Raw genomic sequence first — 26,724 nt, forward strand, 5'->3', positions numbered from 1 at the left:
CGGCTTTCCCGATTGTTTGCGTCGGATATCTTTTCACCGTTCGAGACGTTGCCATGCCTTCTTTACCGTGGTCCGACATCGATACCGTTCTGCTCGACATGGACGGCACGCTGCTGGATCTGCACTTCGACAACCATTTCTGGCTCGAACACCTGCCCCAACGCTACGCCGAACTGCACGGCATCAGCCGGGCCATGGCCGAGCTGGAATTGCAGCCGTTGTTCGAGCGCCACGCTGGCCAGTTGCAGTGGTACTGCCTGGATTTCTGGAGCGCAGAACTGAAATTGTCGGTGCGTGAACTGAAACAGGAAACTGCCCACTTGATCGCCCTGCGCGCCGATGCCGATACCTTTCTCGGCGCAATCAAACGCGCCGGCAAACGGGTGATCATGATCACCAATGCGCACCGCGATTCGCTGTCGTTGAAACTGGAACGGATTGAACTGGCAGCGTACTTCGAGCGGCTGATCAGTTCGCATGACTATGGTTATCCCAAGGAGAACCCGCAGTTCTGGGATGCCTTGCAGGCGGACATAGGTTTTGATCCGGCGCGCAGCCTGTTTATCGACGACACCTTGCCGATCCTGCGCAGTGCGCGGGATTTTGGCGTGGCGCACTTGCTGGCGGTGAAAGAACCGGACAGCCGCAAAGGGCCGAAGGACACAGCGGAGTTTGCCGCAGTCGAGGATTACCGCGATTTGATTGCAGGGCTTTGACCCCTGTAGGAGCTGCCGCAGGCTGCGATCTTTTGATCTGCTTTTTTTAAAGTCCAAGTCAAAAGATCGCAGCCTTCGGCAGCTCCTACATGATTGCGTTATTTCGGAATGCGCAGTTTTTGTCCCGGATAGATCTTGTTCACATCCTTGAGCATCGGTTTGTTGGCATCGAAGATTTTCTGGTACTGGTTGGCATTGCCATAGACGCGCAGGGAGATCGCACTGAGCGTGTCACCTGCCTTGACCTCGACAAACTCGGCAGCCACGACGACCGGTCCGGTCACCGTGATCTGATCATCGACACTGCCTACGCCCGCAATGTTGCCCAGCGCGAGCAGAATCTTTTCCTTCTCTTCCTGGCTCGCCACTTCACCGGTCACCGTCACCTTGTCGCCATCCACGGTCGCCTGCACGTTGGGATTGCCCAACCCGACCTTGCTGATATGTTCCTTCAACTGCTCACTCGCATTGGCATTGCCTGGGGTCAACAGATCAATCAGCTTCTCACCGGCCTCTTTCACAAAGCTCAACAGACTCATAGCGCACACTCCTTGATTTGGGTTCCAGTCGTCCAAGCCTAGACCACCCCGGCCAAACCCGGTTCCAGTCCGACCAATGACGCTGCCGCGCCGCTGGCGGTAGAATCGCCACACCCCGCCAACCGCCCGGAGCGAAGATGGACATCAAGCAACTGAAATTCCTCATCGCCCTCGACGAAACCCGCCATTTCGGCCAGGCCGCCGCGCGCTGCCACATCACCCAGCCGACCCTGTCGATGCGCTTGCGCAGCCTCGAGGAAGAACTCGACCTGCCATTGGTCAATCGCGGCCAGCGCTTCGAAGGCTTTACCGCACCGGGCGAACGCGTGCTGGCGTGGGCGCGCACGGTGCTGGCAGCCTATGACGGCTTGCAGGCGGAAGCGGCGGCCTGTCGCGGCAATCTGATCGGTACGCTGCGCCTGGGCGTGGTGCCGCTGTCGAGTTTCGATCCCTTGCCGCTGATGCAACGTCTGCACGCGGCGCACCCGGACCTGCGCTTCGAGCTGTCGTCGCTGAGCTCCGAGCAGGTGCTCGAACACTTGGCGAACAACCGCATCGACATTGGCGTTTCGTATCTGGAGCGTCTGGACAGCGAGCGGTTCGATTCGCTGGCCTTTAACGAGACGCGCATGGGCCTGCTCTATGACGAGCGCTCGTTCAGTTTCGGCGATGAACCCCTGAGCTGGGAATCGCTGATCGAACTGCCGCTGTGCATGCTTACCAGCGGCATGCATTTTCGCCAGTCCATCGACCACAACTTCCACAGCCGTGGCCTGACGCCGCAGCCGCTGTTGCAAACCGACGCCGTGCATCAACTGCTGCAAGCAGTCCACGGCGGCTTTTGCTGCGCAATCATGCCCCTTGATGGCGGCGCGGAAACCCTCGCCGATCACCTGCGCCTGCAACCGATCGAAAATGCCCACACCCTCGCCCCGCTGGGCCTGATCATGCGCCGTGGCGCGCCGCGTTCAGCGCTGGCAGAAGCCTGTTTCGCGATTTATCAGAAATCGTCAAAAGACGCTTGATCGACGGCATCTATCGGTAGATCGGTAATAGCGATTAGACGCGACAACTTGCCGCGCCTAGTCTTGACCTAGATCAAACCGTCGGTGATGCCATGAACGCCAAGCGTCCAGCCTGCGCGGCGCCAGCAATTGAAACGCCCGCGCCAGCCGCCAGCCAGACCTACAGCTACAGCGATCTACCCTTTGAGGCATCGGCCAGCACCGCGCTGGCCGAGGAAGTCGCGTTGGCGATCGCCTACAACGGCATCAGCCAGGCGGTGATGCTGGTGACCCCGACCGATCTGGAAGACTTCATTGTCGGCTTCAGCCTCGGCAGCGGCATCATCGAAGACGCCAGCGATATCTACGATCTGCAACTGACAGGCGCAGGCTCGGCGCAATACGCGCAAGTGACCATTGCCAACCGCGCGTTCTGGAACCTCAAACAGCAGCGTCGGCAGTTGGCCGGCACCAGCGGCTGCGGACTGTGCGGCGTCGAAGCGGTCGAACAGGCACTGCCTGATCTCAAGGTATTGCCGGGCGCAGCCTTGCCACCGATCGAATGGCTCGACGGTTTGCGCCAGCGCATCGGCGCTTTTCAGCCGCTCGGTCAGCACTGCGGCGCGGTGCATGCGGCGGTGTTCATGAACGCCAGTGGTGAACTGCTGCTCGGTCGTGAAGACATCGGTCGGCATAACGCGCTGGACAAGCTGATCGGCGGACTGATCCGCCAGAAGATATCCACAGAGGGCGGGCTGGCGATCGTCACCAGCCGTTGCAGCCTCGAATTGATCCAGAAAGTCTTGCGTGCCGGCATCCAGACCCTGGTCAGCCTGTCGGCGCCTACCGGCCTGGCCGTGCAATGGGCCCGGCGCCACAACCTCAATCTCATCCACCTGCCGCAGAAGAGTGCGCCGCGGGTGTACAGCCCCGCGATGGAGAATCAAGCGTGAGCCAACATCATCAAGCCGACCAGAAACCTGTCCCGCGCTACAAGCCTTACAAAGGTGCCGCCGGCGGCTGGGGCGCCCTGATCAGTGTGGCCCAGGCGTGGCTGACCAGCGACAACGCCCTGAAAAACCTGCGCATGATGCTCAAGACCAACCAGAACGGCGGCTTCGACTGCCCGGGTTGCGCTTGGGGTGATTCGCCGGAGAGCGGCATGGTCAAGTTCTGCGAGAACGGCGCCAAAGCGGTGAACTGGGAAGCGACCAAGCGTCGCGTCGACGCGAAATTCTTCGCCAAGCACAGCGTCACTTCCCTGTTGGAACAAAGCGATTATTGGCTGGAATATCAGGGTCGCCTGACCGAGCCGATGGTCTACGACGCCGAGTCCGATCGCTACAAGCCGATCAGTTGGGAAGATGCCTTCGCTCTGATCGGCAAGCACCTGCGCAATCTGCCGAGCCCGGATCAGGCAGAGTTCTACACCTCGGGGCGTGCCAGCAACGAAGCGGCGTATCTGTATCAACTGTTCGTGCGGGCTTACGGCACCAACAATTTCCCTGACTGTTCGAACATGTGCCACGAGGCCAGCGGCGTGGCGTTGGCGCAGAGTGTCGGCGTCGGCAAAGGCACAGTGACCTTCGACGACTTCGAACACGCCGACGCGATTTTCGTCTGGGGCCAGAACCCTGGCACCAACCATCCGCGCATGCTCGAACCGTTGCGTGAAGCGGTGAAACGCGGCGCCCAGGTGGTGTGCATCAATCCGCTGAAAGAGCGCGGTCTGGAGCGTTTTCAGCATCCCCAGCACCCCATCGAAATGCTCACCAACGGCGACAAGCCGACCAACACTGCGTACTTCCGCCCGGCACTCGGCGGCGACATGGCGGTGCTGCGCGGCATGGCCAAGTTCCTCCTGCAATGGGAACGCGATGCGCAGAAGGCGGGCGAGCCGGCGGTGTTCGACCATGATTTCCTCAATGCTCACAGCGCCAACGTGCTGGAGTACCTCGCCACGGTCGACGATACATCGTGGGAGCAGATCGTCGAGCAATCGGGCCTGACCCTGGTCGAGATCGAGCAAGCAGCGCGCATGTACGCCAAAGGCAAGAACGTGATCATGTGCTGGGCCATGGGCATCACCCAGCACCGTCATTCGGTGCCGACCATTCAGGAAATCGCCAATCTGATGCTGCTGCGCGGCAATATCGGCAAACCTGGCGCCGGTCTGTGCCCGGTGCGTGGTCACAGCAACGTGCAGGGCGACCGCACCATGGGCATCAACGAGCGTCCACCGGTGGCGTTCCTCGATTCGCTGGAGCGTCGCTTCCAGTTCAAGGTGCCGCGTCATAACGGTCACAACGTGGTCGAGGCAATCCATGCGATGGCCGAAGGTCGCGCCAAGGTGTTCATCGGCTTGGGCGGCAACTTTGCCCAGGCCACGCCGGACAGCTCGCGCACCTTCGAAGCGCTGCGCAACTGCGACCTGACAGTGCAGATCAGCACCAAACTCAACCGCAGCCACCTCGCTCACGGTAAAGACGCGCTGATCCTGCCGTGCCTGGGCCGTACCGACATCGACATTCAGACCGAAGGCCCGCAAGCGGTGACCGTGGAAGACTCGTTCAGTATGGTCCACGCTTCCAACGGCCAGTTGCAGCCGCTGTCGAACCAGATGCGCTCGGAGCCGTCGATCATCGCCGGCATCGCTGCCGCGACTTTGGGCAGCCAACCGGTGGACTGGAACTGGCTGGTAGCCGATTACGGGCGCATTCGCGAACTGATCGCCGACACCATCCCGAGTTTCAAAGACTTCAACGACAAGATCAAAAACCCGGGCGGCTTCTATCTGGGCAACTCGGCTGGCGCCCGCAAGTGGAATACGCCATCGGGCCGTGCCAATTTCCGCGCCAACCAGTTGCCGAAAGATCTGGTTCACGAACGCACCCGTGCCACTGGGCAGGTGCCGGATCTGATCCTGCAATCGATGCGTTCCCACGATCAGTACAACACGACGATCTATGGTCTCGACGACCGTTATCGCGGCGTGAAGGGCCAGCGTGACGTGCTGTTCGCCAACGAGGCCGACATCATTCGCCTGGGCTTCCGTCCTGGGCAGAAGGCCGACATCGTGTCGATCTGGGACGACGGTCGCGAGCGTCGGGTGAAAGGTTTTACATTGTTGGCGTTCGATATTCCTGCGGGGCAGGCGGCGGCGTACTATCCGGAGGTCAATCCGCTGGTGCCGCTGGAAAGTACGGGGGATGGCAGCCACACGCCGACGTCGAAGTTCATTGCGATCCGGCTGGAAGCGGCGAGTGAGACTGGGTTGATCATGGCTAAATCCGCTTAACCGCGGAGCCAGATCCGGCCCCTTCGCGAGCAGGCTCGCTCCCACACTTGGAATGCATTTCAAAGGTGGGAGCGAGCCTGCTCGCGAGTGCGATCGACCTGTCAACAGATCTGCCGTGGCAAAGATTTTCGACCGCCCACAAAAAAGGCCGTTTCTGCATGAAAACGGCCTGTCCGAAGTAGCTAAAGACCGGCGAAAATCGGTTAAGTTCCGGTGAAAAAACAGTAACTTGCAATATTGTATACAAGTCGTGTTATTCGTCGGATTTTGATTGTCACGCCCATTGCAGAGCTTCAGGATCGGCGCCGTCATCCCTTTGAGGCTCATCCTCTATGAAGTTCTCCTCGATTCTCTTGTTGTCCCTTGGCCTGGTCAGTGGCTTCGCTTCTGCCGGAGGCACCACCGAAGCAGGTGTGGGCGGCGCATTGGGCGGGGTTCTTGGCTCGGTCGTCGGTCAATCGTTAGGCGGCAATACAGGTTCCACCATCGGCGCAGCCCTGGGCGGCGCGGGTGGTAGTGCGGTCGGTGCAGACAAGCGCAGCCGTGGCGAAGCGGCCATCGGCGGTGCACTGGGTGCAGCCGGCGGTAACGTGGTTGGCCGTAGTCTCGGCGGCACCACCGGCAGCCTGATCGGCTCCGCCGCTGGTGGCGGCGCAGGTGGCGCACTGGGTAACTACATGGGCAACAAGAGTGACGACGATGATCGTCGTTACGACCGTCGCCATGATGACCGTCGCTACTACCGCGACCGTGGTCATCCAGGTCGCGGCCATGCCTACGGCCACCGCAAGCATCACAAGTACTATCGCCACCACTAAGGCGAAGGCTTGAACAAAAAATCGCAGCTTTTGGGCTGCGATTTTTTTTGCGCGTCTAGACCACCAGCCGCTCCAGCGCCCCGCGCAAACCGGCAGGAATCGGCACCGGCTGATTGCTCGCCCGATCGACAAACACATGCACGAACCGTCCCGCCGCACACGCCTCGCTTTCGCCGACCTTGAACACAGCCAATTCATATTGCACCGAACTGTTGCCCAGCTTGCCGACCCGCAGTCCGATCTCGATCAGATCGGGGAAAGCGATCGAGGCAAAGTAATCGCAGGCGGAACTGACCACGAATCCCACCACTTCGCCGTCATGAATATCCAGGCCACCGACCTGAATCAGGTAGGTATTCACCGCCGTGTCGAAGAAGCTGTAGTAGGTAACGTTGTTGACGTGACCGTAGGCGTCGTTGTCGTGCCAGCGTGTGGTGATGGGCTGGAAGTGGGGGTAGTCGCAGCGTTGATTCATGCAGGGTTCTCGCATTCTCTTAATTGAATTTGATCGTGATGACGAACACTTTACCTGTGGGAGCGAGCCCGCTCGCGAAGGCGTCAGCACAGCCGACTGGTGTCAACGATCAGCAAACCCCTTCCCCTGCGCCGCCAGTTCGCCAATCAACCGCGCCGGCTTCCACTGATCGCCCTGGCGTGTCTCCAGCGCCAGCAAGCGCTGATGAATATCCGCCAGCCCCTGCTGATCCGCCCAGGCCATAGGCCCACCCTTATCCGCTGGAAAACCATAGCCGTTCAAGTACACCAGATCGATGTCATGGGCCGAGCCGGCAATGCCTTCCTGCAGTATCTTCGCGCCTTCGTTGACCAGCGCCAGCAAACAGCGCTCAAGGATTTCTTCGGGACCGATGTCGCGACGCTGGAAACCCAGCTCTTCGCTGACCCGCAGTACCAATGCATCGACCTCGGGATCATGCTCGGCCTGGCGACTGCCCGGCTCATAATGGTAATAACCGTTACCGGACTTTTGCCCGAACCGGCCCATCTCGCACAGGCGGTTATCCACCTGAACTTCGGGCGCATCCTGCCCCTTGCCAGCTAGCTCCCGAGCACGCCATTCCAGATCGATGCCAACCACGTCGTACATGCGAAACGGCCCCATGGCGAAGCCGAAGCCTTGCAGCGCGGCATCCACCTGCTGTGGATAAGCGCCTTCGAGAAGCATCTTGCGCGCTTCGAGTACATACGGATGCAGCATGCGATTGCCGATAAAACCGTGGCAGTTGCCGGACAACACGCTGACCTTGCCCATGCGCTTGCCGAGTGCCAGCGCGGCCTCCAGCACCGCTGGCGAGGTCTGCGCACCGCGCACGATTTCCAGCAGCTTCATGATGTGCGCGGGGCTGAAGAAATGCAGACCCAGTACCTGTTCCGGGCGGCGGGTCGCAGCCGCGATGGCGTCGATGTCCAGCGCCGAGGTGTTGCTCGCCAGCAGCGCCTCAGGCTTGAGCAGGCCATCCAGCGCGCGAAAGATCTTCTGCTTCAGTTCAAGGTTCTCGTACACCGCTTCGATCACCAGATCGACGTTGCGGATCGCCGCGTAATCCGCCGCTGCAGATACGCGAGCCATTCGCGCATCCGCCTCGGCCTGATCAATGCGGCCCTGGTGCACGTTGTGTGCATAAGTTTGCGCGACCGTCGTCAGCGCCTGCTCAAGCATCTGCGGATTGTTATCCACCCATTGCACGTTCACGCCGGCACTGGCCAGGCACATGACGATGCCACGGCCCATGGTGCCCGCGCCGATCACGGCAGCCTGCTGAATCTCGAAGCTTGTCTGGCTCATGTTGTTCTCTTGTGAGTGGCCCGAAGACAGATTCCAACCTTAGTCAGGCAACGGCGGTTTTTGAAGTTTATTAGCGTGATGATCGACATTCAGCGGATGGATGCAGCGCCCACAGACTCTCTGCTTAATCGAGCAAGTGACTGTCCGCCCACTCGCGGACCTTTGCGTAGGGATACTCTTCCAACGCAGCAAAACCCGGTATCGCCCGCGCCTTGAGTTTGGTGAACAACGGCACGCTGATTCCGCACAGGAACCGTGTGAGGCGTTCGGCCGTCGGAAGGCTGCCTGTGTGCTGCTCATGCCTGTGGATAAATTCACCACACAATTGCGCGAAGTTTTTATCCACAAGTGCTGGCAACGGCGGCGGCTCCGGCAATCGCGCGATCTGGCCGTGACATACCGAACAATGCCCGCAATGTTCAGGGGCATTGTGGTCACCGAAATACTCGGCCAGGCGATAACCCAGGCAGCGTTCGGTGGCGAACACCTCAAGCATGGCGTGAATCCGCGCCACCTCAGTCCGTTCATGGCGAGTGAAATACTCGTGCAGCTCAGCGCTCAGGGCGTCGCTGTCAAAATCAATTTGCAGCAGGCTGTAAACCTCGGTCATTTGCTTGCTTTCAAGCTCGACCCAGCCTTTTTCCTGGAAGTAATCAAGCGCTGTCACTACGCGATTGCGCTCGGCGGAATACTGCGAAAACATCGCCTCGAAATCTACTGTGGCCCAGGTGCGTGCTCGCGTGGACGTCCTGATGATCGCCGCAACGAAATCCCTGCGCTCGCCTTCGAAGCGCTGGAGCAATGCTTCAGGCTCAAGCAGATATTTGAAGCGGTATTCAGCGTAATAAGCGTAGCGCGGCGCGATCAGGCCTCGCAGTTCCAGCTGCACCAGCAAAGTCTTCAACGGCAACGAGCGAATGTTGCTCTGATCCGCCAATGGCCCAAGCAAAAACTCCCATTGTCCGTCCGGCACTGAGGCTTTGAGCTCTTCGAGCACATAATGAATCCCGTCGCGTTCGGGCGTATCACCGTAGACGAAGTTTTCCAGCACATTGAGGCTGTCGCGGTTGGCCAGTACCAGGCAGTCGGAGGGCTGCCCGTCACGCCCGGCGCGGCCGATTTCCTGGCTGTAGTTTTCGATGGATTTGGGCAGATCGAAATGCACGACGTTACGGATGTCGCTCTTGTCGATGCCCATGCCGAAGGCAATGGTGGCGACAATGCAATTGGACTGCCCGGCCATAAAGCGACGTTGAATGTCTTCACGCTGATCGTGGGGCAAACCTGCGTGGTATGCCTCGGCCTGAATTCCGTTGCGTTGAAGATGCTCGGCGATGTGCTCGGCGGTCTTCTGCAACGTCACGTAGACAATGCTCGGTTGCCCGGGACGCTCGGTCATCCATTCGACCAGACGCCGGCGTTTGTCCTGACCGCGTACAGGCTCGACCAGCAAATTGAGGTTGGGCCGATAGAAACCAGTGGTCACTACATCGTCCGGAGCGATGGCGAATTTGGCCTGCATGTCGGCGATGACTTTTGGTGTCGCCGTGGCGGTGAGCAGCAAAGCCTGCGGAATGTTGAACTGACGCTGGTAGTCGGGCAGTTTCAGATAGTCCGGCCGAAAGTTGTGGCCCCATTCGGAAATGCAGTGCGCCTCGTCGACCACCAGCAACGAGATCGGCACCTGCTGCAGGAAATTGCGGAAGCGCTCGTTCTTCAACCGCTCGACGGAGATCATCAGAATCTTCAGCTCGCCCGAACGCGCACGGGCCATGACGTCGTTGGCATCCTCGCGGCTCTGCGCCGAATCGATACTGCCTGCCGAGATGCCGCGGGACTTGAGAAACGCAAGTTGATCCTGCATCAACGCCAGCAACGGCGAGACCACCAATGTCAGGTGTGGCAGTAAAAGTGCCGGCAGTTGGTAGCAAAGCGATTTGCCGGAGCCGGTGGGAAAGATCGCCGCCGCCGAACGCCCCGCCAGCACCGCGCTGACAGCGGCCTCCTGACCGGGGCGAAACTGTGGATAACCAAAAACCTGTTCCAGGGTGTGGTGCATTTACTGTCACTCCTTTGACTGCTGCCATGCCCAAAGCCTAGCGGGCGATCGCAGCGAGTCGAGAAAAGGTCGGGGTTGAATCGATACTGAATGATACATGGGAAGCGAAAACCAAGCGTTTAACAATCGAAGCGCCTCGACATACTTTCGAAAAGCTCAGCTACATATATAACAAACTTCACATTACAAACGCAGACACAACAGCGCCCTTTATTTTTAACACCACCTAAAACTAACTTGACTGCTCTTATACATAAGCAAGAGCAACGAAATGACAACTCTAACAATATTTTTCTGCGGCACCGGCTCCAACAAATTTGATGACAAACATAAAAGCTTCTGGGACGGCGAAATCGTTTCTACGCTCGCTGCACACCACAGCGGACGCGAATTTGCCGAGTGGATCGTCGTCGATGGCCCTGGCAGCGGCAATATGCAAGCCGACGACCTGTTCACCAAGACCTCTGAATACGGCCTGTCCGGCACGCTGTTCGGCAAAGGCTGGGATGAAAACGTGCAGCACGCTGTGAACATTATCAAAGGCAAATGCGACTGGCAGCGTAAACAACTGACCGAGTTAGAATATAACCGTCTGAAAGCCGCAGGCATTCCTATTGAAGATGTGAAAGTGGAAGGCTCCTGGTTCTGGCGCCAGTATAACTATGGCGATCGGAGTATCACGCAACAGAAGTTGCAGGAACAGATCATCAAGACTTTGCGCAAGAACGGCGTTATTCCCGCGCGAGTCAATCTGGTCGGCTGGAGCCGTGGCGGTATCAGTTGCCACATGCTCGCCAATGCGATGTTCCAGGACGCTGCACTCAAACATATTCCGGTGAATATATTTGCGATTGATCCAGTCCCGGGCATCGGCAACTTCCAGGAAAACCGCGTCAAACTTCAATCCAACGTCAAGGAATACATCGCCTTCTATGCCCGCGACGAGCGCTCAAAAGGCTTCAGCTGCGTGATCCCGCAAACCGCTACCGGCACCAAAACCTCGATCTATCCAATGGCCGGTCGCCACGCCACCCTCGCCGGCAACGCCACGGCCCTCGGCGGCGATCCCACCAACAGCAGCGACCTCAATGCGCTGATCGAGCCCGGCCGCATCGTTCGCCATCTGGCGGAAACCTGCCTCAAGCGTTGGGGCGTGCCACTGAGCAAAACGCTCAACCTGAGCGATGCCGACCTGCTGCGCTTCACCGGCACCATCGTCAGCGACGAAGCCCGCTACAAGAAGATGCACAGCCAGTCCTACACCTATTTCACCGAACAGGACAAAGGCGAGCGCTATGTCTCGCTGGGCAGCAAAGGCGTGCCGTTCTCGGCAGTCAAAGGCACGATCTACCGGCCGGCAACAGGACTGACCACAAGCCTGCTGGATATTTCTGGCTACCAACATTTGCGTTGAAAAGCGTTTAAGAATCGGTAGCAACGTCTGGCGAATTGTTCGTCCCGTTCCTACTTCACGCAATGCCTTGTCGGCTATCGCGAGCGGGTGGTGCGAACCTATAGTCGTGGGTGTCGCTGCTTTTGGCAGCGACACCCACATCACCCACGCCCTGTACCTGCTGACACAGGACGGCTGGGACCTGCTGCAAGTCAGATGCCCCCGGCCAAGTAACAAACGAAACATCATCGCTGCACACGCCGTGTCCAGCACCAGGAGTCAAAATTTGCAAACTACTATTGATTGCGTACGATGGGAGCCATTACTCAGCGAAGGGCTCGCATTTATGGCCAGCACTGAAATCATCGATCACAGCGCCCTCGTTCGCTTGGTCGAAAACGGTTCTGTGAGCGGCACAATTATCGTCGCGAAACCAGGAGGCTGGTCGGTCGAGATTCGGCAAGGCAGCCGCAAATGCGCGCTGACAGCACAACGCAGTGGTCAGGTGCGCCTGTTCAAGAGGCTGGAGACGCTTGTGACCTATCTGCAGGGCTTGGGCATCAGCCAATTCAACGTGGATGCCTCCGGCTATGACCCGCTGCAACTGAAAACCTACGCCAGGCCTGATCGCTCTGAAGCGTTGAAACAAGCCCATGAAGCGGCCGCTTATGAGGAATGGTTCAAGCGACAGGTGCAGATCAGCATCGATGATCCAAGGCCAAGTATCAGCGATGAAGATGCTCGCCGAATATTCGCCGCCAAGCGTGATGCCCTGCGTCAACGAGGGCGCTGATGAGGTTGGTCTGGCGCCCGGAAGCGCTTGCTGACCGAGACCGGATAATGGACCGAATCGGTCAGGACAACCCAGACGCTGCTGCGGATCTCGATGAAATGTTCGAATCAAAAGGGGAAATAGCAAGACAGCGCCCAACCTTGTACCGAAAGGGCAGGGTCCTCGGAACACGTGAAATCGTTGCGGCCGCCAACTACGTCATCGTCTACGCAATCAAAAAAGACCGGGTGGAAGTGCTGCGTGTCATGCATGCACGGCAGCAATGGCCTTAATTAGAGGATCATGTTGCAGTACTGTTGAGTGGCATTACTCTGGCCGTATCAGGCCAAAAATGAATGAATACTGCTACATGGCAAGTGACGAACCGCCGTTGAGATGAGCTTACCCAAATCTTCGCCCATGAAAAAACCGCCCCAAAGGGCGGTTTTTTATTCACTGCAAACTACTACTTACAACTTCGGCCCAGCCGCCTTGATCGCGTCGCTCACTTCGAACTTCTTGAAGTTCTCGATGAACAGACCGGCCAGTGCTTTCGCTGCCTCGTCGTACGCAGCCTTGTCAGCCCAGGTGTTCCGTGGGTTGAGCAGGTTGGTGTCGACGCCCGGAACGGCCAGAGGCACGTCGAGGTTGATGGTGTCCAGGTGCTCGGTGGCAGCACCGATCAGAGCGCCGCTCTGGATCGCTGCGATCACCGCGCGGGTGGTCGGGATGTTGAAGCGTTGGCCGACGCCGTAGCCGCCGCCGGTCCAGCCGGTGTTGACCAGGTAGACCTTGGAGCCGAAGCCGCGGATGCGCTTGATCAGCAGTTCTGCGTATTCACCAGCCGGACGCGGGAAGAACGGTGCGCCGAAGCAGGTGGAGAAGGTCGACTTGATGCCGCTGCCCGAACCCATTTCAGTCGAGCCCACCAGTGCGGTGTAGCCGGAAAGGAAGTGGTAGGCCGCTTGTTCTTCGTTGAGGATCGACACTGGCGGCAGTACGCCGGTCAGGTCGCAGGTCAGGAAGATCACCGCGTTTGGCTCGCCACCCAGGTTCTTCTCGGAACGCTTGGCAACGTGCTCCAGCGGATACGCCGCGCGGCTGTTCTGGGTCAGGCTGACATCGGCATAATCGGCGTGCTTGGCGTCGTCGATGACGACGTTTTCCAGCACCGCGCCGTGCTTGATGGCTTTCCAGATAACCGGCTCGTTCTTCTCGGAGAGGTCGATGCACTTGGCATAGCAACCGCCTTCGATGTTGAACACCACGCCTTCGCCCCAGCCGTGTTCGTCGTCACCGATCAGGTAACGGCTTTCGTCGGCCGACAGGGTGGTTTTACCGGTGCCCGACAGACCGAAGAACAGGGTCACGTCACCGTCTTCGCCGATGTTGGCAGCGCAGTGCATTGGCAGCACGTCAGCGGCCGGCAGCAGGAAGTTCTGCACCGAGAACATGGCTTTCTTCATCTCGCCGGCGTAACGCATGCCAGCGATCAGCACTTTCTTCTGCGCGAAGTTGATGATCACGCAACCGTCGGAGTTGGTGCCGTCACGCTCAGGCACGCACTCGAAGTTGGCAACGTTGAGCACTTGCCATTCTTCACGGCCAGCCGGGTTGTACTGGGCCGGGTTGATGAACAGGCAACGACCGAACAGGTTCTGCCAGGCAGTCTGTGTGGTCATTTTCACGGCCAGGTAGTGATCTTCCGCCGCGCCTACATGCACGTGGGAAACGAAGTGCTCTTGCGCGTTGTTGAAGGCCTCGACGCGAGCCCACAGGGCATCGAACTTGTCGGCCGGGAACTTGCGGTTGATCGGGCCCCAGGCAATAGCGGCCTGGGTGGAAGGCTCTTCAACGATGAAACGGTCGACTGGCGAGCGGCCGGTGCGGTGACCGGTGCGAACAACCAGAGCGCCGGTATCGGCAAGCTCGCCTTCACCGCGATTCAGGGCTTCTTTTACCAGATCATCAACACTCAGATCGGTGTACACGGCGTTATTGGCTTGCGTCATGAGGTTCCCCGTCGGCCAGTGGCCGAGTGTGCTCCAAACGTTTTGTAGTAGAAAGTCGTGCACTACTACCGCGAAAAAAGTGGGCCGGATTATGCCAGAAAAGCCCAAAAAGAGTAGGGTCCTCCCGTCGTAACGGCGATATTCCGTCATTCCGCAGTGAATTTACCTGCGCTGAACCGTTTTAGTGACGGGTATCTGACGGCGTATCGACGCCCGCGCCAGCGAACAATTGAGCAATATCGGCTGCGTCAAACAGGTACTGCTGATTGCAGAACTGGCAATCGATCTCGACTTTGCCGCCCTGCTCGGCGGCCAGCGCCAGCGCATCTTCCAGCCCAAGACTGACCAGCGCATTGCCGGAGCGTTCCCGCGAGCAGCTGCAACTGAAGCGCAGATGCTGCACATCAAACAGACGTACCTGCTCTTCGTGGTACAGGCGATGCAGCACGGTTTCGTTGTCCAGACTAATGAGCTCATCAGCGCTCAAGGTGCTGGCCAGTGCGGTGAGATGCTGCCAGCTGGCGGCGCGTTCCTCTTCGTCTTTCAAGCGATCGGCGGGGAGTTGTTGCAGCAACATGCCACGGGCACGACGACCGTCGGCGAAGAGCTTGAAGCGGGTGCCGACCTGTTGCGACATGACGAAATAGTTGGTGAAACAGTCCGACAGGGTCTCGCCGTCAAGATCAACAATGCCCTGATAGCGCTGGCCAACAGTCGGGTCGACGGTCAGGGCCAGAACGCCGTTCGGCATCAAGTCGGCAAGGGTCGCGTCAACCGCGATCTGCTCGGCGTCGTAACGCGCCAGGCCACGGATTTCGCGCTCGCTGGAACACTCGATCATCAGCAGCGGAATCGGCCCTTCCGAGCGTGCCTGCAAAATCAGCAAGCCATCGAACTTGAGCGTGCCGACCAGTAACGACGCGGCCGCCATCAGTTCGCCGAGCAACTGCGCGACCGGCTCCGGGTACGGGTGTTTGGCGAGGACTTCGGCGTAGCTGCGCTCCAGCGCTACCAGTTCGCCGCGAGTGTCGCTGTCATCGAAGATGAAGCGTTGAGTGAAATCGGTATCCGCTAGGTCGGTCATAGGTCTGGGTATCTGAATGTGATGACAAAATGGTTACAAAACGTGAAAATTTGCGCTTGCTGGCACTTTTTTTGGTGCCGGCGCTTTTTCGCCATGGGAGGCATTTTATGAACAATCCGGGTTTGTTCCAATCAAGGTGGAACCTCGGCCGGCTGGTTCTGTGTAACGTAGTGCCGCTGGCGCTACTGGCTTTCTGGTTATGGCCTACCGGTCAGATGCTGTGTGTGATTTTCGACGAGTGGCTGTTCCGCTCGTTGAATGCGCCGCTGGCCAGCAACCCGATATGGCTCCACATCTGGGCAATTGCAAGTCTGCGCCCGTTCGACATCGTCGTCGGACTGATTCTGCTGACGCTGCTGATCAAGGGCGATTGGGTTTTCAGGGCGATCGACGTGCGTCGCGCGTTCTTCGGTTTTTTCTCGATCCTGCTGCTGATGGTGGTGATCCGCGCGCTGTTTTCCAAATTCGCCGATCACATGGGCTGGCAGCACAGCAGCCCGTCAATGGTGCTTGAGGGCGCCGTGCACATCAGCGATTACTTTCCGCATCTGGAAAAAACCTGGGAGCTGAAGGACCGCTCGGGCCAGAGTTTTCCCGGTGATCATGCCTCGGTGTTGTTGATCTGGGCGTTGTTCATGGGCGTGTTCAGCCGCACCGTCGGACAATTTCTAACGGTCTGGGGTCTGGCCGTATTGTTCATGTTGCCGCGTCTGGTGGCCGGCGCGCATTGGGGTCAGGACGACTACATCGGCGGTGTGCTGCTGGCGGTGTGGGCGTTGGGCTGGGGTTACTACACGCCGTTTGCCTATCACGCGTCGAACCTCTGGTTGAAGCTGACCGCGCCGATTTTCGCGTTGCTGGGCAAGCTGCCGATGGTGTCGCGGATGAGTATGGTGCGTAGCGCCTGATACCGCGTCGTACTCGATTCGCGAGCAGGCTCGCTGCCACAGACGACTCGATCGAATGTGGGAGCGAGCCTGCTCGCGAAGAGGCCGGCACAACGTTTCAATCTTCGTTGCTGCTACCGCGAAACTTGAACAGATCCCGCCGCTGTTTCTTGCTCGGTTTGCCATCGGTGCTCACGCCCAACGAGCCCGCCTTGCGCATCGCCGCAGCCGCTTCACGCTTGGCGACACTCGCTTCGGTCTCGGCATACAAGGTTTGCGCCTCGGGTGCGCCACGCCGCACGATCGACAATGCCTCGACCCTCACCGTGCGCACTTCGAAGCCGGTGCGAATCTCGAACTCATCACCAATGCGCGGCTCCTTGCCCGGCTTGCAGCGCTCGCCACGACAATGCACCTTGCCGCTTTCGATTGCTGCTTTGGCCAGAGCACGCGTCTTGTAGAAACGCGCCGCCCATAACCACTTATCGAGACGGACCTTGTCGTCCTCCTCCTGCTTCTGTCCCATATGAATTCCTCGCTCAGCCAGTAGTCGGAACTGTACTACCGTTTCTGTCGGGCGCAAGAACTCGGCCCTCCAGATTGACTGTGATCTTCGCCGCCCGACCGGCCTGGAGTGACCGCGTGACTAAATTTCCAACTTCGTTGACCTCACCTAGGGGCGGTTGCCAGGGCTGCCAGCAAAGCGAACCGCTGGATTTCGATTTTGCCTTCGCCTACCAGCCGATTGTCGACCTGCGCGATCAATCGGTATTTGCCCACGAAGCGCTGGTCCGAGGCGTGTCAGGGGAAGGTGCACTGTCGGTGTTAAATCAGGTTACAGAAGACAACCGCTACCGTTTCGACCAGCTCTGCCGGACCCGCGCCATCGAAGGTGCGGCGAGCCTAAATATGCAGACACACTTGTCGATCAACTTTTTGCCCAACGCCGTCTACCGTCCAGAGCTATGCATTCGCAGCACACTGGAGGCCGCACGCAAACACAACTTTCCGATCGACCGACTGATTTTCGAAACTCTGGAAATCGAGCACGTAGATAATTATCGCCATTTGACCAATATTCTGCGTGAATACCGCGAATTCGGCTTCAAGACCGCCATCGACGATTTCGGTGCCGGCTATTCGGGGCTCAATCTGCTGGCCGATTTCCAACCAGACCTGATCAAACTCGACATGGCGCTGATCCGCGATATTGACCAGGATCGTGTCCGTCAGGTGATCGTTCGGGGGATTGTCACAATGTGTGCGGAGTTGGACGTTACAGTCATTGCCGAAGGCATAGAAAGCGCCGGGGAACGGGATTTCCTCGCGGACTGTGGAATATTCCTGATGCAGGGCTACTGGTTCGCCAGACCTGCGTTCAAAGCGTTGGCCCAGGTGCCGGACGGGGCCTGGAAGCGTTAACCCTTGGTTTTTTTCTTTGAAGACATTTGATCATTTGACCGTTGTCGGTCTGCGCGAGTGGGTGGCGCTCCCGGGTTTGGGAGTTGCGGGCCTGCGCGCAAAAATCGACACCGGCGCCAGCACCTCCAGCCTGCACGCCACCGACATCGAGCCTTTCGAACGCGACGGCGAGAAATGGGTGCGCTTCACTGCGCATCTCGGCACGGTGGTGCAGTTGCGTCACCGGCGCTGCGAAGCGCCGTTGGTCACGCGCAAAACCATCAAGAGCTCCAACGGCCATGCCCAGGTGCGCTATGTGATCAGCACCACGCTGGCCCTGGGTGATCGGGTCTGGCCGGTGGAGTTCACTCTGGCCTGCCGCAAGTCCATGCGCTATCGCCTGCTGCTCGGTTCCAAAGCCCTGATCGATGGCCAGTTGGTGGTCAATCCGGGCATCAAATATGTACAAGACAAGCCGGTGTTCCCGGTATCTACCTCCTCCACAGGTGTTGCATGAAGATCGCTGTGCTGTCGCGTAATCCGCGTCTGTATTCCACCCGCCGTCTGGTCGAAGCCGGAATCGAGCGCGGGCATGAAATGGTAGTGATCGACACCTTGCGCGCCTACATGAATATTGCCAGCCACAAGCCGCAGATCCATTACCGCGGCAAACCGCTGGAAGGTTTTGACGCGGTGATCCCGCGGATCGGCGCATCGGTGACGTTCTACGGCTGCGCGGTGTTGCGTCAGTTCGAAATGATGGGCGTATTCCCGCTCAACGAGTCGGTGGCAATTGCCCGCTCGCGGGACAAATTGCGTTCGCTGCAGCTGCTGTCGCGGCGCGGCATCGGTTTGCCGGTCACCGGTTTTGCCCACTCGCCTGACGACATTCCCGACCTGATCGCCATGGTCAACGGTGCACCGCTGGTGATCAAGGTACTGGAAGGCACTCAGGGCATCGGCGTGGTGCTGTGCGAAACCGCGACGGCGGCAGAGTCGGTGATCGAAGCGTTCATGGGCCTGAAGCAGAACATCATGGTCCAGGAATACATCAAGGAAGCCGGCGGCGCGGATATCCGCTGCTTCGTGGTCGGCGACAAGGTGATCGCCGCAATGAAGCGCCAGGCCAAACCGGGCGAGTTTCGCTCCAACCTGCATCGCGGTGGCAGCGCCAGCCTGATCAAGATCACCCCGGAAGAACGCATGACCGCGTTACGCGCTGCCAAGGTCATGGGCCTGGCGGTGGCGGGTGTGGATATCCTGCGTTCCAATCACGGTCCGCTGGTGATGGAAGTGAATTCGTCGCCGGGACTGGAAGGCATCGAGACCACCACTGGCAAGAATGTCGCCGGAATCATCATCGAGCATCTGGAAAAGAATGGCGGGCCGAATATGACCCGCACCAAGGGCAAAGGTTAACCCAGAGATATTCGGCGGCTGGAAAGCCGCCTTCGCGAGCAGGCTCGCTCCCACAGTTGATCGCATTCCAAAATGTGGGAGCGAGCCTGCTCGCGAAGGGGCCATCCGCCCTCTTGAAGATCTCAGCGCTTAAACAGCATCACGCGGCAACATCAACCCCAACGGCAATCTCACCCGCGCCTCCAGTCCACCCCCGGACCGGTTGCGCAATTCGACATTGCCGCCATGCATCGCCGCAATCCTTTTCACGATCGCCAGCCCCAGCCCGGTGCCTTTGCCACCGCGAGCCCGATCACCTCGGGTAAACGGGTTGAAGATCGCTTCAAGCTCGGACGGATCAATTCCCGCGCCACGGTCCATCACACTCAGCACCACATACGGCGCGCTGGTATCTCCCGATACATACGCCGCTACTTCAACGCCGGTACCGGCATGGTTCAAGGCATTGCCGATCAGGTTGTTGAGCAGGCGTTTCATCGACACCCGACGCAGCGGAAACGGCTGGATCGGTTCCAGGCGCAGGCGCACTTTCTCTTCGTTCTGGTTGTATGGCGCGGCGACTTCGCGCACCAGATCGCTGAGGTCGACCTCTTCCACCGACTCGTCACGACCGTCGCGAATGAACGCGAGGAACTGGTCGAGAATCGCGTCCATGTCCTCGATGTCGCGGACCATGTCGTCGGTGAGGTCGGTGTGATCGCCCATCAGTTCCAGCGACAGGCGCAAGCGCGTCAGCGGTGTGCGCAAGTCGTGGGAAACCCCCGCCAGCATCAGCTCCCGCTCACGTCCGGCCTGTTCGACGTCCTCGGCCATCTGGTTGAAGGCGCGATAAACCTCGGTCATTTCGCTCGGCGTATCACTGATCGGCAGACGTACGCTGCGGCCCTGGCCGAGTTGCCGCGCGGCATACACCAGGCGCTTCAACGGCTGGTTGAGCTGGCTGACGAAAATCCATGCCGACGCCGTAGAAAGCAGGCCGATGGCGAGGAACCAGCCGAGCACGTTCCAGATCTTCTGGCCGCGCAGCGGGTGCGGATACAACGGCACTTTCAGCCAGCCATCGCCCAGGCTCGGTGCCCTCACCCACAATGCCGGCGGCGAGTGCATGCGCAAACGCACCTCGGTGTCGGCACCCAGTTCCGCCTGCATCTGACGTTGGTAGATTTCGCTGTACGGCCAGTGCTGTTCGCCTTCCGGCACACCGGCGCCGACCACCCGAATCAGGGTCGCGGCATCGGCAATTTTTGCGCGGTTCTCTTCGTCGGCGGCCCAATAGGCGCGCAGCGTCAGAGCGACGCCATGGCTGTATTGGCGATCCACCAGCACGTCCTCGTTCATCAACAGATAAACCAGGGTCAGCGCCTTGGAAAACAGCACGACGATCAGCACCAGCCAGAGGGTGCGGGAGAAAAAACTTTGGGGGAACCAGACGGGGGTTTTCATCTTTAACCGCTACACACTTGCAGGAGCGAGCAATGCTCGCATATTGCGGATTGCGAGTCTGTGGCAATGGCCGTGCGACCAGAGCCTTGCAGACCCGCTCCTACAAATCACCGATCACTTGGTGGCGGTGCCATCCGGTACGAACACGTAACCCACGCCCCAGACAGTCTGGATGTAGCGCGGTTTCGACGGATCGGGTTCGATCATGCGGCGCAGACGCGAGATCTGCACGTCGATGGAACGCTCCAGCGCATCCCATTCACGGCCACGGGCGAGGTTCATCAGCTTGTCGCGGGTCAGCGGCTGACGGGCGTTCATCACCAGCGCCTTGAGTACCGCGAACTCACCGGTGGTGAGCATGTGCACTTCATCGCCACGCTTGAGCTCGCGGGTCGCCAGCGACAACACGTAATCACCGAAGGTGACGTTTTCGTCTTCACTGCCCGGCGCGCCCGGCACCGGTGCGGCCTGACGGCGCAATACCGCTTTGACCCGCGCCATCAGCTCGTCCGGGTTGAACGGCTTGGCCAGGTAATCGTCGGCGCCCAGTTCAAGGCCCTTGATACGGCTCAGCTCATCGCCCTTGGCGGTGAGCATGATGATCGGAATCTGGTTGTTCGCGCTGCGCAGACGGCGGCACGCGGTCAGGCCGTCTTCGCCCGGCAGCATCAGGTCGAGAACGACCAGATTGAACACTTCACGCGCCAGCAGACGATCCATCTGCTCGGTGTTCGGAACGGTACGGGCACGGTAGCCCTTGCTGACGAAGAAACGCTCCAGCAGGCTGCTCAGCCCCGGATCGTCATCAACGATAAGAATTTTTTCGCCTTCAGCCGTTTGTGCAGTGCTGCTCATTGGATGCTCCTTTTAGCTCGGCGCGCATTATGGCGTAGCTGCCGTTATACGCACCGTGTGCATTGTTAGCAGATTTTTCCTTCACTGCCAGAAAACCGGGGTTTATGCCTACAGCCTGCAACGCCCCCGAATGACAGAACGCTGGTTATAATGCGCGGCGTTTTGCGCCAGGCAACGTCTGAATCGTTACCGTAAGTGGCCGGTATTTTTTCCGGCCCTGTGCAGTAACTGTTCGATTTCACGGGTCAATGGGCAGCTTCTTGATCCAGGCAGCGGCAATTTTCCAGCCGCTCAATCAGCCTCCAGGCCATTATCTGCGTGCCTGCGAGCCTGCTTTCATACTATGTCAGGTGGTTTTATGGACAGCATCAACAGCCGCATCGCCGAGGAACTCGGCGTACGCCCACAACAGGTCGAAGCGGCCGTCGCGCTACTCGATGAAGGTTCAACCGTCCCCTTCATCGCCCGTTACCGGAAAGAAGTCACCGGCAGCCTCGATGACACTCAGTTGCGTCATCTGGAAGAGCGCCTGCGCTACCTGCGAGAACTCGACGAACGGCGCATCAGCATCCTCGCCAGCATCGAAGAGCAAGGCAAGCTCACCCCTGCCCTGGAACGCGACATCAAGCTCGCCGACACCAAAACCCGTCTCGAAGACTTGTACCTGCCGTACAAGCAGAAGCGCCGCACCAAGGGCCAGATCGCCCTCGAAGCCGGGCTCGGCGAACTGGCCGACGGTTTGTTCAACGACCCGAACCTGTCGCCGGAAACCGAAGCCGCACGCTTCGTCGATGCCGAAAAAGGTGTGACCGACGTCAAGGCTGCGCTGGAAGGCGCCAAGTACATCCTCATGGAGCGCTTCGCCGAAGACGCCAGCCTGTTGGAAAAGCTGCGCAATTTCCTCAAACAGGAAGCGATCCTCAGTGCCCGCGTCATCGCCGGCAAGGAAGAGGAAGGCGCCAAGTTCCGTGATTACTTCGAACACGACGAGCCTCTGAAGAGCATGCCTTCGCACCGCGCCCTGGCGATTTTCCGTGGCCGCAACGAAGGCATTCTCAGCTCCGCATTGAAAGTCGGCGATGAGTTGCCTGGCACCATGCACCCGTGCGAAGGCATGATCGCTCAGCAGTTCGGCATCCAGAACCAGAACCGCCCGGCGGACAAATGGCTCGGTGAAGTGGTGCGCTGGACTTGGAAGGTCAAGCTCTACACCCACCTGGAAACCGACCTGCTCGGCGAGTTGCGCGATGGCGCCGAAACCGAAGCGATCAACGTTTTCGCGCACAACCTGCACGACCTGCTGTTGGCCGCTCCGGCCGGCCCGCGCGCGACGCTGGGCCTCGACCCGGGCCTGCGTACCGGCTGCAAGGTGGCCGTGGTCGATTCGACCGGCAAGCTGCTCGACCACGCCACGGTTTACCCGCACGTGCCACACAACAAATGGGATCAGACCATCGCCATCTTGGCCGCCCTGTGTGCCAAGCATTCGGTGGACCTGATCGCCATCGGCAACGGTACTGCTAGCCGTGAGACCGACAAGCTGGCGATCGAGCTGATCAAAAAATATCCAGCTATGAAAATGACCAAGGTCATGGTTTCCGAAGCCGGCGCCTCGGTGTACTCGGCGTCGGAACTGGCGGCCAAGGAATTCCCGGACCTCGATGTGTCGATCCGTGGCGCCGTGTCGATCGCCCGTCGCCTGCAGGATCCGTTGGCCGAGCTGGTGAAAATCGATCCGAAATCCATTGGCGTCGGCCAATACCAGCACGACGTCTCGCAGCTGAAACTGGCGCGCGGTCTGGACGCCGTGGTCGAGGACTGCGTAAACGCCGTGGGCGTGGATGTGAATACCGCCTCCGTGGCCTTGCTGGCACGGATTTCCGGCCTCAATGCGACGCTGGCGCAGAACATCGTTGCTCACCGTGACGAACACGGCGCGTTCAAGACCCGTGCAGCGCTGAAGAAAGTCGCGCGACTGGGCGAGAAAACCTTCGAACAGGCCGCCGGTTTCTTGCGCGTGATGAACGGCGACAACCCGCTGGATTCGTCGGCGGTGCACCCGGAAGCCTATCCACTGGTGCAGCGCATTGCCGCTGAAACCGACCGCGACATTCGCTCGCTGATCGGCGATGCCGCGTTCCTCAAGCGTCTGGACCCGAAGAAATTCACCGACGAAACGTTCGGTCTGCCGACCGTCACCGACATCCTGCAAGAACTGGAAAAACCCGGTCGCGATCCACGTCCGGAGTTCAAGACTGCCGAATTCCAGGAAGGCGTCGAAGACCTCAAGGACCTGCAACTGGGGATGATCCTTGAAGGCGTGGTGACCAACGTGACGGCATTTGGTGCATTCGTCGACATCGGCGTGCATCAGGATGGTCTGGTGCACATCTCGGCGCTGTCGGAGAAGTTCATCAAGGACCCGCGCGAAGCGGTCAAGGCCGGTGACGTGGTGAAAGTGAAGGTCATGGAAGTCGATATCCCGCGCAAACGCGTCGGTCTGTCGATGCGCATGAGCGACACTCCCGGCGAGAAAATCGATGGCGCCCGTGGCTCGCGTCCGGGCTCGGCACCGCGCCAGTCTTCGGGCAACGCGCCGCGCAAGGAAACCGCCACCGCCGCGCCGGTGAACAATGCGATGGCCTCGCTGTTCGCCAACGCCAAGCAGTTGAAGAAACGCTGATGGAGATGCCGGCCGGGCTCGTCGAGAGCGCGTTTTTCAAGCTGTTGGGCTGTCGCCTGCACAGTCTCGAAACCGGGGTGGCGCAAGTCGCCCTGGCGCTTGAGCCCGAACTGCGCAATCGCGGCGGCAAACTGCACGGCGGCGCGCTGTTCAGTCTGGTCGACATCGCCATGGGCCTGGCTTGTTCCAGCAGCCATGGCTTCGATCAGCAGAGTGCGACCATCGAATGCAAGATCAACTACATCCGCGCCGTTTCCGACGGCGAGGTGCTTTGCACGGCGCGGGTGATCCACCCGGGCCGGCGCACGCTGGTGGTCGAAGCCGAGGTGATGCAGGGCGACAAACTGGTCGCAAAAGCGCAAGGCACCTTCGCTGTCCTGTAGATGTTGCTCATCATTTTGAGTTAATTTCGGCGCAACGAATCCTGTGGGAGCTGCCGAAGGCTGCGATCTTTTGATTTTGTTTTTCAACAGCAAGATCAACAGATCGCAGCCTTCGGCAGCTTCTACGGGTTCATGTGTGCGGCTGACAGGCTAGAAAACCAGGCGATAACGCCAGTTTCAACTTCACCCTTGTAGACCGTCTTGCCCACCCCCATATTGGGGCGACTGACGCGTGAAGGAATCCAAATTGAGCGAACTTCTCAACCGCCGCCTGGCTCTGCTCGGCGAGCGCGCTAACCTCTCTCTGCTCAAGCAGTGCCTGCACGGTATCGAACGTGAATGCCTGCGCGTGACCAGTGAAGGTCGCCTGGCGCAAACGCCGCACCCCGAAGCCCTGGGTTCCGCGCTGACCAACGAACAGATCACCACCGACTACTCCGAGTCGCTGCTGGAATTCATTACGCCTGCCCTGCCGGATCCTGCCGACACGCTGGCGAGCCTGGACAAGATTCATCGTTTTGCCTACAGCAAACTCGGCAACGAGTACCTGTGGAGTCCATCGATGCCGTGCCCGTTGCCGGCCGAGGAAGATATTCCGATCGCCTATTACGGCACCTCCAACATCGGTCAGCTCAAGTACGTTTATCGCAAGGGCCTGGCCCTGCGTTACGGCAAGACCATGCAATGCATTGCCGGGATTCACTACAACTTTTCCCTGCCGGAACAGCTCTGGCCATTGCTGCGCGAGGCCGAAGGTTTCGTCGGCACCGATCGCGATTTCCAATCGGTTTCCTACATCGCGCTGATTCGCAACTTCCGTCGCTACAGCTGGCTGCTGATGTACCTGTTCGGTGCCTCGCCGGCGCTGGACGCCGGCTTCCTGCGCGGGCGTTCGCATCAGCTCGAGCAGCTGGATCCGGACACGCTGTATCTGCCGTACGCCACCAGCCTGCGCATGAGCGATCTCGGTTATCAGAGCAATGCCCAGGCCGGCCTGACACCGTGCTACAACGACCTGGCGAGCTACACCGACAGCCTGCGCGAAGCCGTGGCCACGCCCTACGCGCCATACGTGGAAGTCGGCACGCACAAGGATGGCGAATGGGTGCAGCTCAACACCAACATCCTGCAGATCGAAAACGAGTACTACTCCAACATCCGCCCGAAACGCGTGACCTACACCGGTGAGCGGCCGATCCAGGCGCTGATGGCGCGCGGCATCCAGTACGTCGAAGTGCGCTGCCTGGACATCAACCCGTTCCTGCCGATGGGCATCGACCTCACCGAATCGCGCTTCATCGACGCCTTCCTGCTGTACTGCGCGCTGAACGACAGCCCGCTGCTGACCAACACTTCGTGCGGCAACGCCACCTCGAACTTCCTCAGCGTGGTCAAGGAAGGTCGCCGTCCGGGCCTGCAATTGCAGCGTGACGGTCAACCGGTCGAGATGAAGCAATGGGCGGCCGAACTGCTGGAACAGATTGCTCCGCTGGCGGCGATGCTCGACCAGAGCGTCGGCGGCGATGCCCACAGCAAGGCCCTGGATGCGCAACTGGCCAAGGTCAACGACCCGTCCCTGACCCCATCGGCGCAGGTGCTGGCGGCCATGGCCGAGCACAAGGAAAGCTTTGCGCAGTTCTCCCTGCGCCAGAGCCAGACCCACGCCGAGTTCTTCCGCAGCGAGCCGTTGGCGGCTGACGAGCAAGCGAAGTTTGAAGAACTGGCGCGCGCGTCGCTGGCACAGCAGACCGAGCTTGAGCAGAACGAAGTCGGCGATTTCGATGTGTTTGTTGGCGCGTATCAGGCGAGCATCCTCGCGATCAGCAACTGAAGAGCCCCTCACCCTAGCCCTCTCCCAGAGGGAGAGGGGACTGACCGGGTTGTTGATGCGAAGTACGCCGACCTGAAATACCGAGCCGAACTCAGGCCTTGAAAAGCACAGAGATCGGCCCCCTTTCCCCCTCGCCCCCCTGGGGGAGAGGGCTGGGGTGAGGGGGCAAAGATCGAACGTCGAACGCAAGATCCAACATATCCACAATCCCCCGCGCCTTAGATTTTTCCGCTCATAAGCTCATTCTAAAAAGTTATTTATTTACCGATTCTTAGATCATTTAGTCTCCTTTCACGCCCACGCTCGGTCGCCTGATATGGAGC

General features: G+C 59.4%; 24 protein-coding genes. 15 read left to right on the forward strand and 9 right to left on the reverse strand.

Translation table 11 applies throughout. From position 1 onward, the window contains the following. Positions 1–53 precede the first annotated feature (53 nt). Positions 54–716, forward strand: coding sequence for a GMP/IMP nucleotidase (gene yrfG / locus J2Y39_RS20445; protein WP_310219380.1), 663 nt, complete (start codon positions 54–56; stop codon positions 714–716). Positions 717–814: 98 nt separating this feature from the next. Here yrfG and lysM read toward each other — a convergent pair whose 3' ends face one another. Beyond that, on the reverse strand, positions 815–1,255 hold the full coding sequence (gene lysM, locus J2Y39_RS20450; protein ID WP_056787132.1) for a peptidoglycan-binding protein LysM: 441 nt from the start codon (positions 1,253–1,255) through the stop codon (positions 815–817). 137 nt (positions 1,256–1,392) lie between these two features. On the opposite strand from lysM, the gene J2Y39_RS20455 reads away from it, so the two are divergent. The 4 genes from J2Y39_RS20455 to J2Y39_RS20470 all read left to right on the forward strand — a co-directional run bounded on the left by J2Y39_RS20455 (position 1,393) and on the right by J2Y39_RS20470 (position 6,375). Beyond that, the gene (locus tag J2Y39_RS20455) at positions 1,393–2,280 is read left to right on the forward strand and encodes a LysR family transcriptional regulator (protein ID WP_310219383.1); all 888 of its coding nucleotides are present in this window, start codon (positions 1,393–1,395) and stop codon (positions 2,278–2,280) included. 92 nt (positions 2,281–2,372) lie between these two features. Then, positions 2,373–3,212, forward strand: a complete 840-nt coding sequence (fdhD, locus tag J2Y39_RS20460) for a formate dehydrogenase accessory sulfurtransferase FdhD (RefSeq protein WP_016772170.1) — start codon at positions 2,373–2,375, stop codon at positions 3,210–3,212. Beyond that, positions 3,209–5,557 (forward strand): FdhF/YdeP family oxidoreductase, encoded by a 2,349-nt coding sequence (locus J2Y39_RS20465; RefSeq protein WP_016772171.1) that lies wholly within the window; start codon positions 3,209–3,211, stop codon positions 5,555–5,557. Before fdhD ends, J2Y39_RS20465 begins: the two co-directional genes overlap by 4 nt. 332 nt (positions 5,558–5,889) lie before the next feature. Then, positions 5,890–6,375 carry a glycine zipper domain-containing protein gene (locus tag J2Y39_RS20470; protein WP_039756448.1) on the forward strand — a complete coding sequence of 162 codons (486 nt, stop codon included), beginning with the start codon at positions 5,890–5,892 and terminating at the stop codon, positions 6,373–6,375. A gap of 55 nt (positions 6,376–6,430) precedes the next feature. Here the strand turns inward: J2Y39_RS20470 and J2Y39_RS20475 are convergent, their stop codons facing one another. From J2Y39_RS20475 to J2Y39_RS20485, 3 genes are all read right to left on the reverse strand, one after another. Continuing rightward, positions 6,431–6,850, reverse strand: coding sequence for a thioesterase family protein (locus J2Y39_RS20475; protein WP_071174077.1), 420 nt, complete (start codon positions 6,848–6,850; stop codon positions 6,431–6,433). A gap of 102 nt (positions 6,851–6,952) precedes the next feature. Further along, positions 6,953–8,179 (reverse strand): 3-hydroxyacyl-CoA dehydrogenase, encoded by a 1,227-nt coding sequence (locus J2Y39_RS20480; protein ID WP_056787124.1) that lies wholly within the window; start codon positions 8,177–8,179, stop codon positions 6,953–6,955. Between the two features lie 124 nt (positions 8,180–8,303). Continuing rightward, complete coding sequence (locus J2Y39_RS20485; RefSeq protein WP_056787121.1) at positions 8,304–10,238, reverse strand: ATP-dependent DNA helicase RecQ; 1,935 nt, start codon at positions 10,236–10,238, stop codon at positions 8,304–8,306. 271 nt (positions 10,239–10,509) lie between these two features. Between J2Y39_RS20485 and J2Y39_RS20490 the strand changes: the two genes are divergently transcribed. The 3 genes from J2Y39_RS20490 (at position 10,510) to J2Y39_RS20500 (ending at position 12,696) form a co-directional block, all read left to right on the forward strand. Next, positions 10,510–11,652, forward strand: coding sequence for a hypothetical protein (locus tag J2Y39_RS20490; RefSeq protein ID WP_310219386.1), 1,143 nt, complete (start codon positions 10,510–10,512; stop codon positions 11,650–11,652). A 325-nt stretch (positions 11,653–11,977) separates the two neighbouring features. After that, entirely contained in the window at positions 11,978–12,424 is a 447-nt protein-coding gene (locus tag J2Y39_RS20495) for a hypothetical protein (RefSeq protein ID WP_056787116.1), read from the forward strand. Further along, complete coding sequence (locus tag J2Y39_RS20500; protein WP_056787114.1) at positions 12,424–12,696, forward strand: type II toxin-antitoxin system mRNA interferase toxin, RelE/StbE family; 273 nt, start codon at positions 12,424–12,426, stop codon at positions 12,694–12,696. Before J2Y39_RS20495 ends, J2Y39_RS20500 begins: the two co-directional genes overlap by 1 nt. Positions 12,697–12,873: 177 nt before the next feature. Here the strand turns inward: J2Y39_RS20500 and J2Y39_RS20505 are convergent, their stop codons facing one another. After that, a complete protein-coding gene (locus J2Y39_RS20505; RefSeq protein ID WP_016772179.1) occupies positions 12,874–14,415 on the reverse strand; it encodes a phosphoenolpyruvate carboxykinase in 1,542 nt (513 codons plus the stop codon). Between the two features lie 181 nt (positions 14,416–14,596). Continuing rightward, positions 14,597–15,499: an Hsp33 family molecular chaperone HslO gene (hslO, locus tag J2Y39_RS20510; protein WP_056787111.1), complete on the reverse strand. Its 903-nt coding sequence runs from the start codon at positions 15,497–15,499 to the stop codon at positions 14,597–14,599. Between the two features lie 107 nt (positions 15,500–15,606). Between hslO and J2Y39_RS20515 the strand changes: the two genes are divergently transcribed. Continuing rightward, positions 15,607–16,407, forward strand: a complete 801-nt coding sequence (locus tag J2Y39_RS20515) for a phosphatase PAP2 family protein (RefSeq protein WP_095181097.1) — start codon at positions 15,607–15,609, stop codon at positions 16,405–16,407. Between the two features lie 97 nt (positions 16,408–16,504). Here the strand turns inward: J2Y39_RS20515 and J2Y39_RS20520 are convergent, their stop codons facing one another. Then, positions 16,505–16,912 carry an RNA-binding S4 domain-containing protein gene (locus J2Y39_RS20520; protein WP_016772182.1) on the reverse strand — a complete coding sequence of 136 codons (408 nt, stop codon included), beginning with the start codon at positions 16,910–16,912 and terminating at the stop codon, positions 16,505–16,507. Between the two features lie 116 nt (positions 16,913–17,028). Between J2Y39_RS20520 and J2Y39_RS20525 the strand changes: the two genes are divergently transcribed. The 3 genes from J2Y39_RS20525 to rimK are packed head-to-tail and all read left to right on the forward strand — an operon-like array spanning position 17,029 to position 19,206. Continuing rightward, complete coding sequence (locus J2Y39_RS20525) at positions 17,029–17,808, forward strand: EAL domain-containing protein (RefSeq protein ID WP_095181098.1); 780 nt, start codon at positions 17,029–17,031, stop codon at positions 17,806–17,808. Between the two features lie 34 nt (positions 17,809–17,842). Beyond that, positions 17,843–18,304: an ATP-dependent zinc protease gene (locus tag J2Y39_RS20530; RefSeq protein WP_172667902.1), complete on the forward strand. Its 462-nt coding sequence runs from the start codon at positions 17,843–17,845 to the stop codon at positions 18,302–18,304. Continuing rightward, positions 18,301–19,206, forward strand: a complete 906-nt coding sequence (gene rimK / locus J2Y39_RS20535; protein WP_024011184.1) for a 30S ribosomal protein S6--L-glutamate ligase — start codon at positions 18,301–18,303, stop codon at positions 19,204–19,206. Before J2Y39_RS20530 ends, rimK begins: the two co-directional genes overlap by 4 nt. Before the next feature lie 129 nt (positions 19,207–19,335). Here the strand turns inward: rimK and J2Y39_RS20540 are convergent, their stop codons facing one another. Both J2Y39_RS20540 and ompR read right to left on the reverse strand, forming a co-directional pair. Next, complete coding sequence (locus J2Y39_RS20540) at positions 19,336–20,649, reverse strand: ATP-binding protein (protein WP_016770645.1); 1,314 nt, start codon at positions 20,647–20,649, stop codon at positions 19,336–19,338. Between the two features lie 114 nt (positions 20,650–20,763). Then, the gene (ompR, locus tag J2Y39_RS20545; RefSeq protein WP_016772186.1) at positions 20,764–21,504 is read right to left on the reverse strand and encodes a two-component system response regulator OmpR; all 741 of its coding nucleotides are present in this window, start codon (positions 21,502–21,504) and stop codon (positions 20,764–20,766) included. 358 nt (positions 21,505–21,862) lie between these two features. Between ompR and J2Y39_RS20550 the strand changes: the two genes are divergently transcribed. The 3 genes from J2Y39_RS20550 (at position 21,863) to gshA (ending at position 26,401) form a co-directional block, all read left to right on the forward strand. Further along, positions 21,863–24,187, forward strand: coding sequence for a Tex family protein (locus J2Y39_RS20550; protein WP_310219390.1), 2,325 nt, complete (start codon positions 21,863–21,865; stop codon positions 24,185–24,187). Further along, positions 24,187–24,570, forward strand: coding sequence for a PaaI family thioesterase (locus J2Y39_RS20555; protein ID WP_052512482.1), 384 nt, complete (start codon positions 24,187–24,189; stop codon positions 24,568–24,570). Before J2Y39_RS20550 ends, J2Y39_RS20555 begins: the two co-directional genes overlap by 1 nt. Before the next feature lie 247 nt (positions 24,571–24,817). Beyond that, entirely contained in the window at positions 24,818–26,401 is a 1,584-nt protein-coding gene (gshA, locus tag J2Y39_RS20560; RefSeq protein ID WP_041477477.1) for a glutamate--cysteine ligase, read from the forward strand. Positions 26,402–26,724 lie beyond the last annotated feature (323 nt).

Source organism: Pseudomonas sp. 2957, from assembly GCF_031456345.1.
GTDB classification, from domain to species: Bacteria; Pseudomonadota; Gammaproteobacteria; order Pseudomonadales; family Pseudomonadaceae; genus Aquipseudomonas; species Aquipseudomonas siliginis.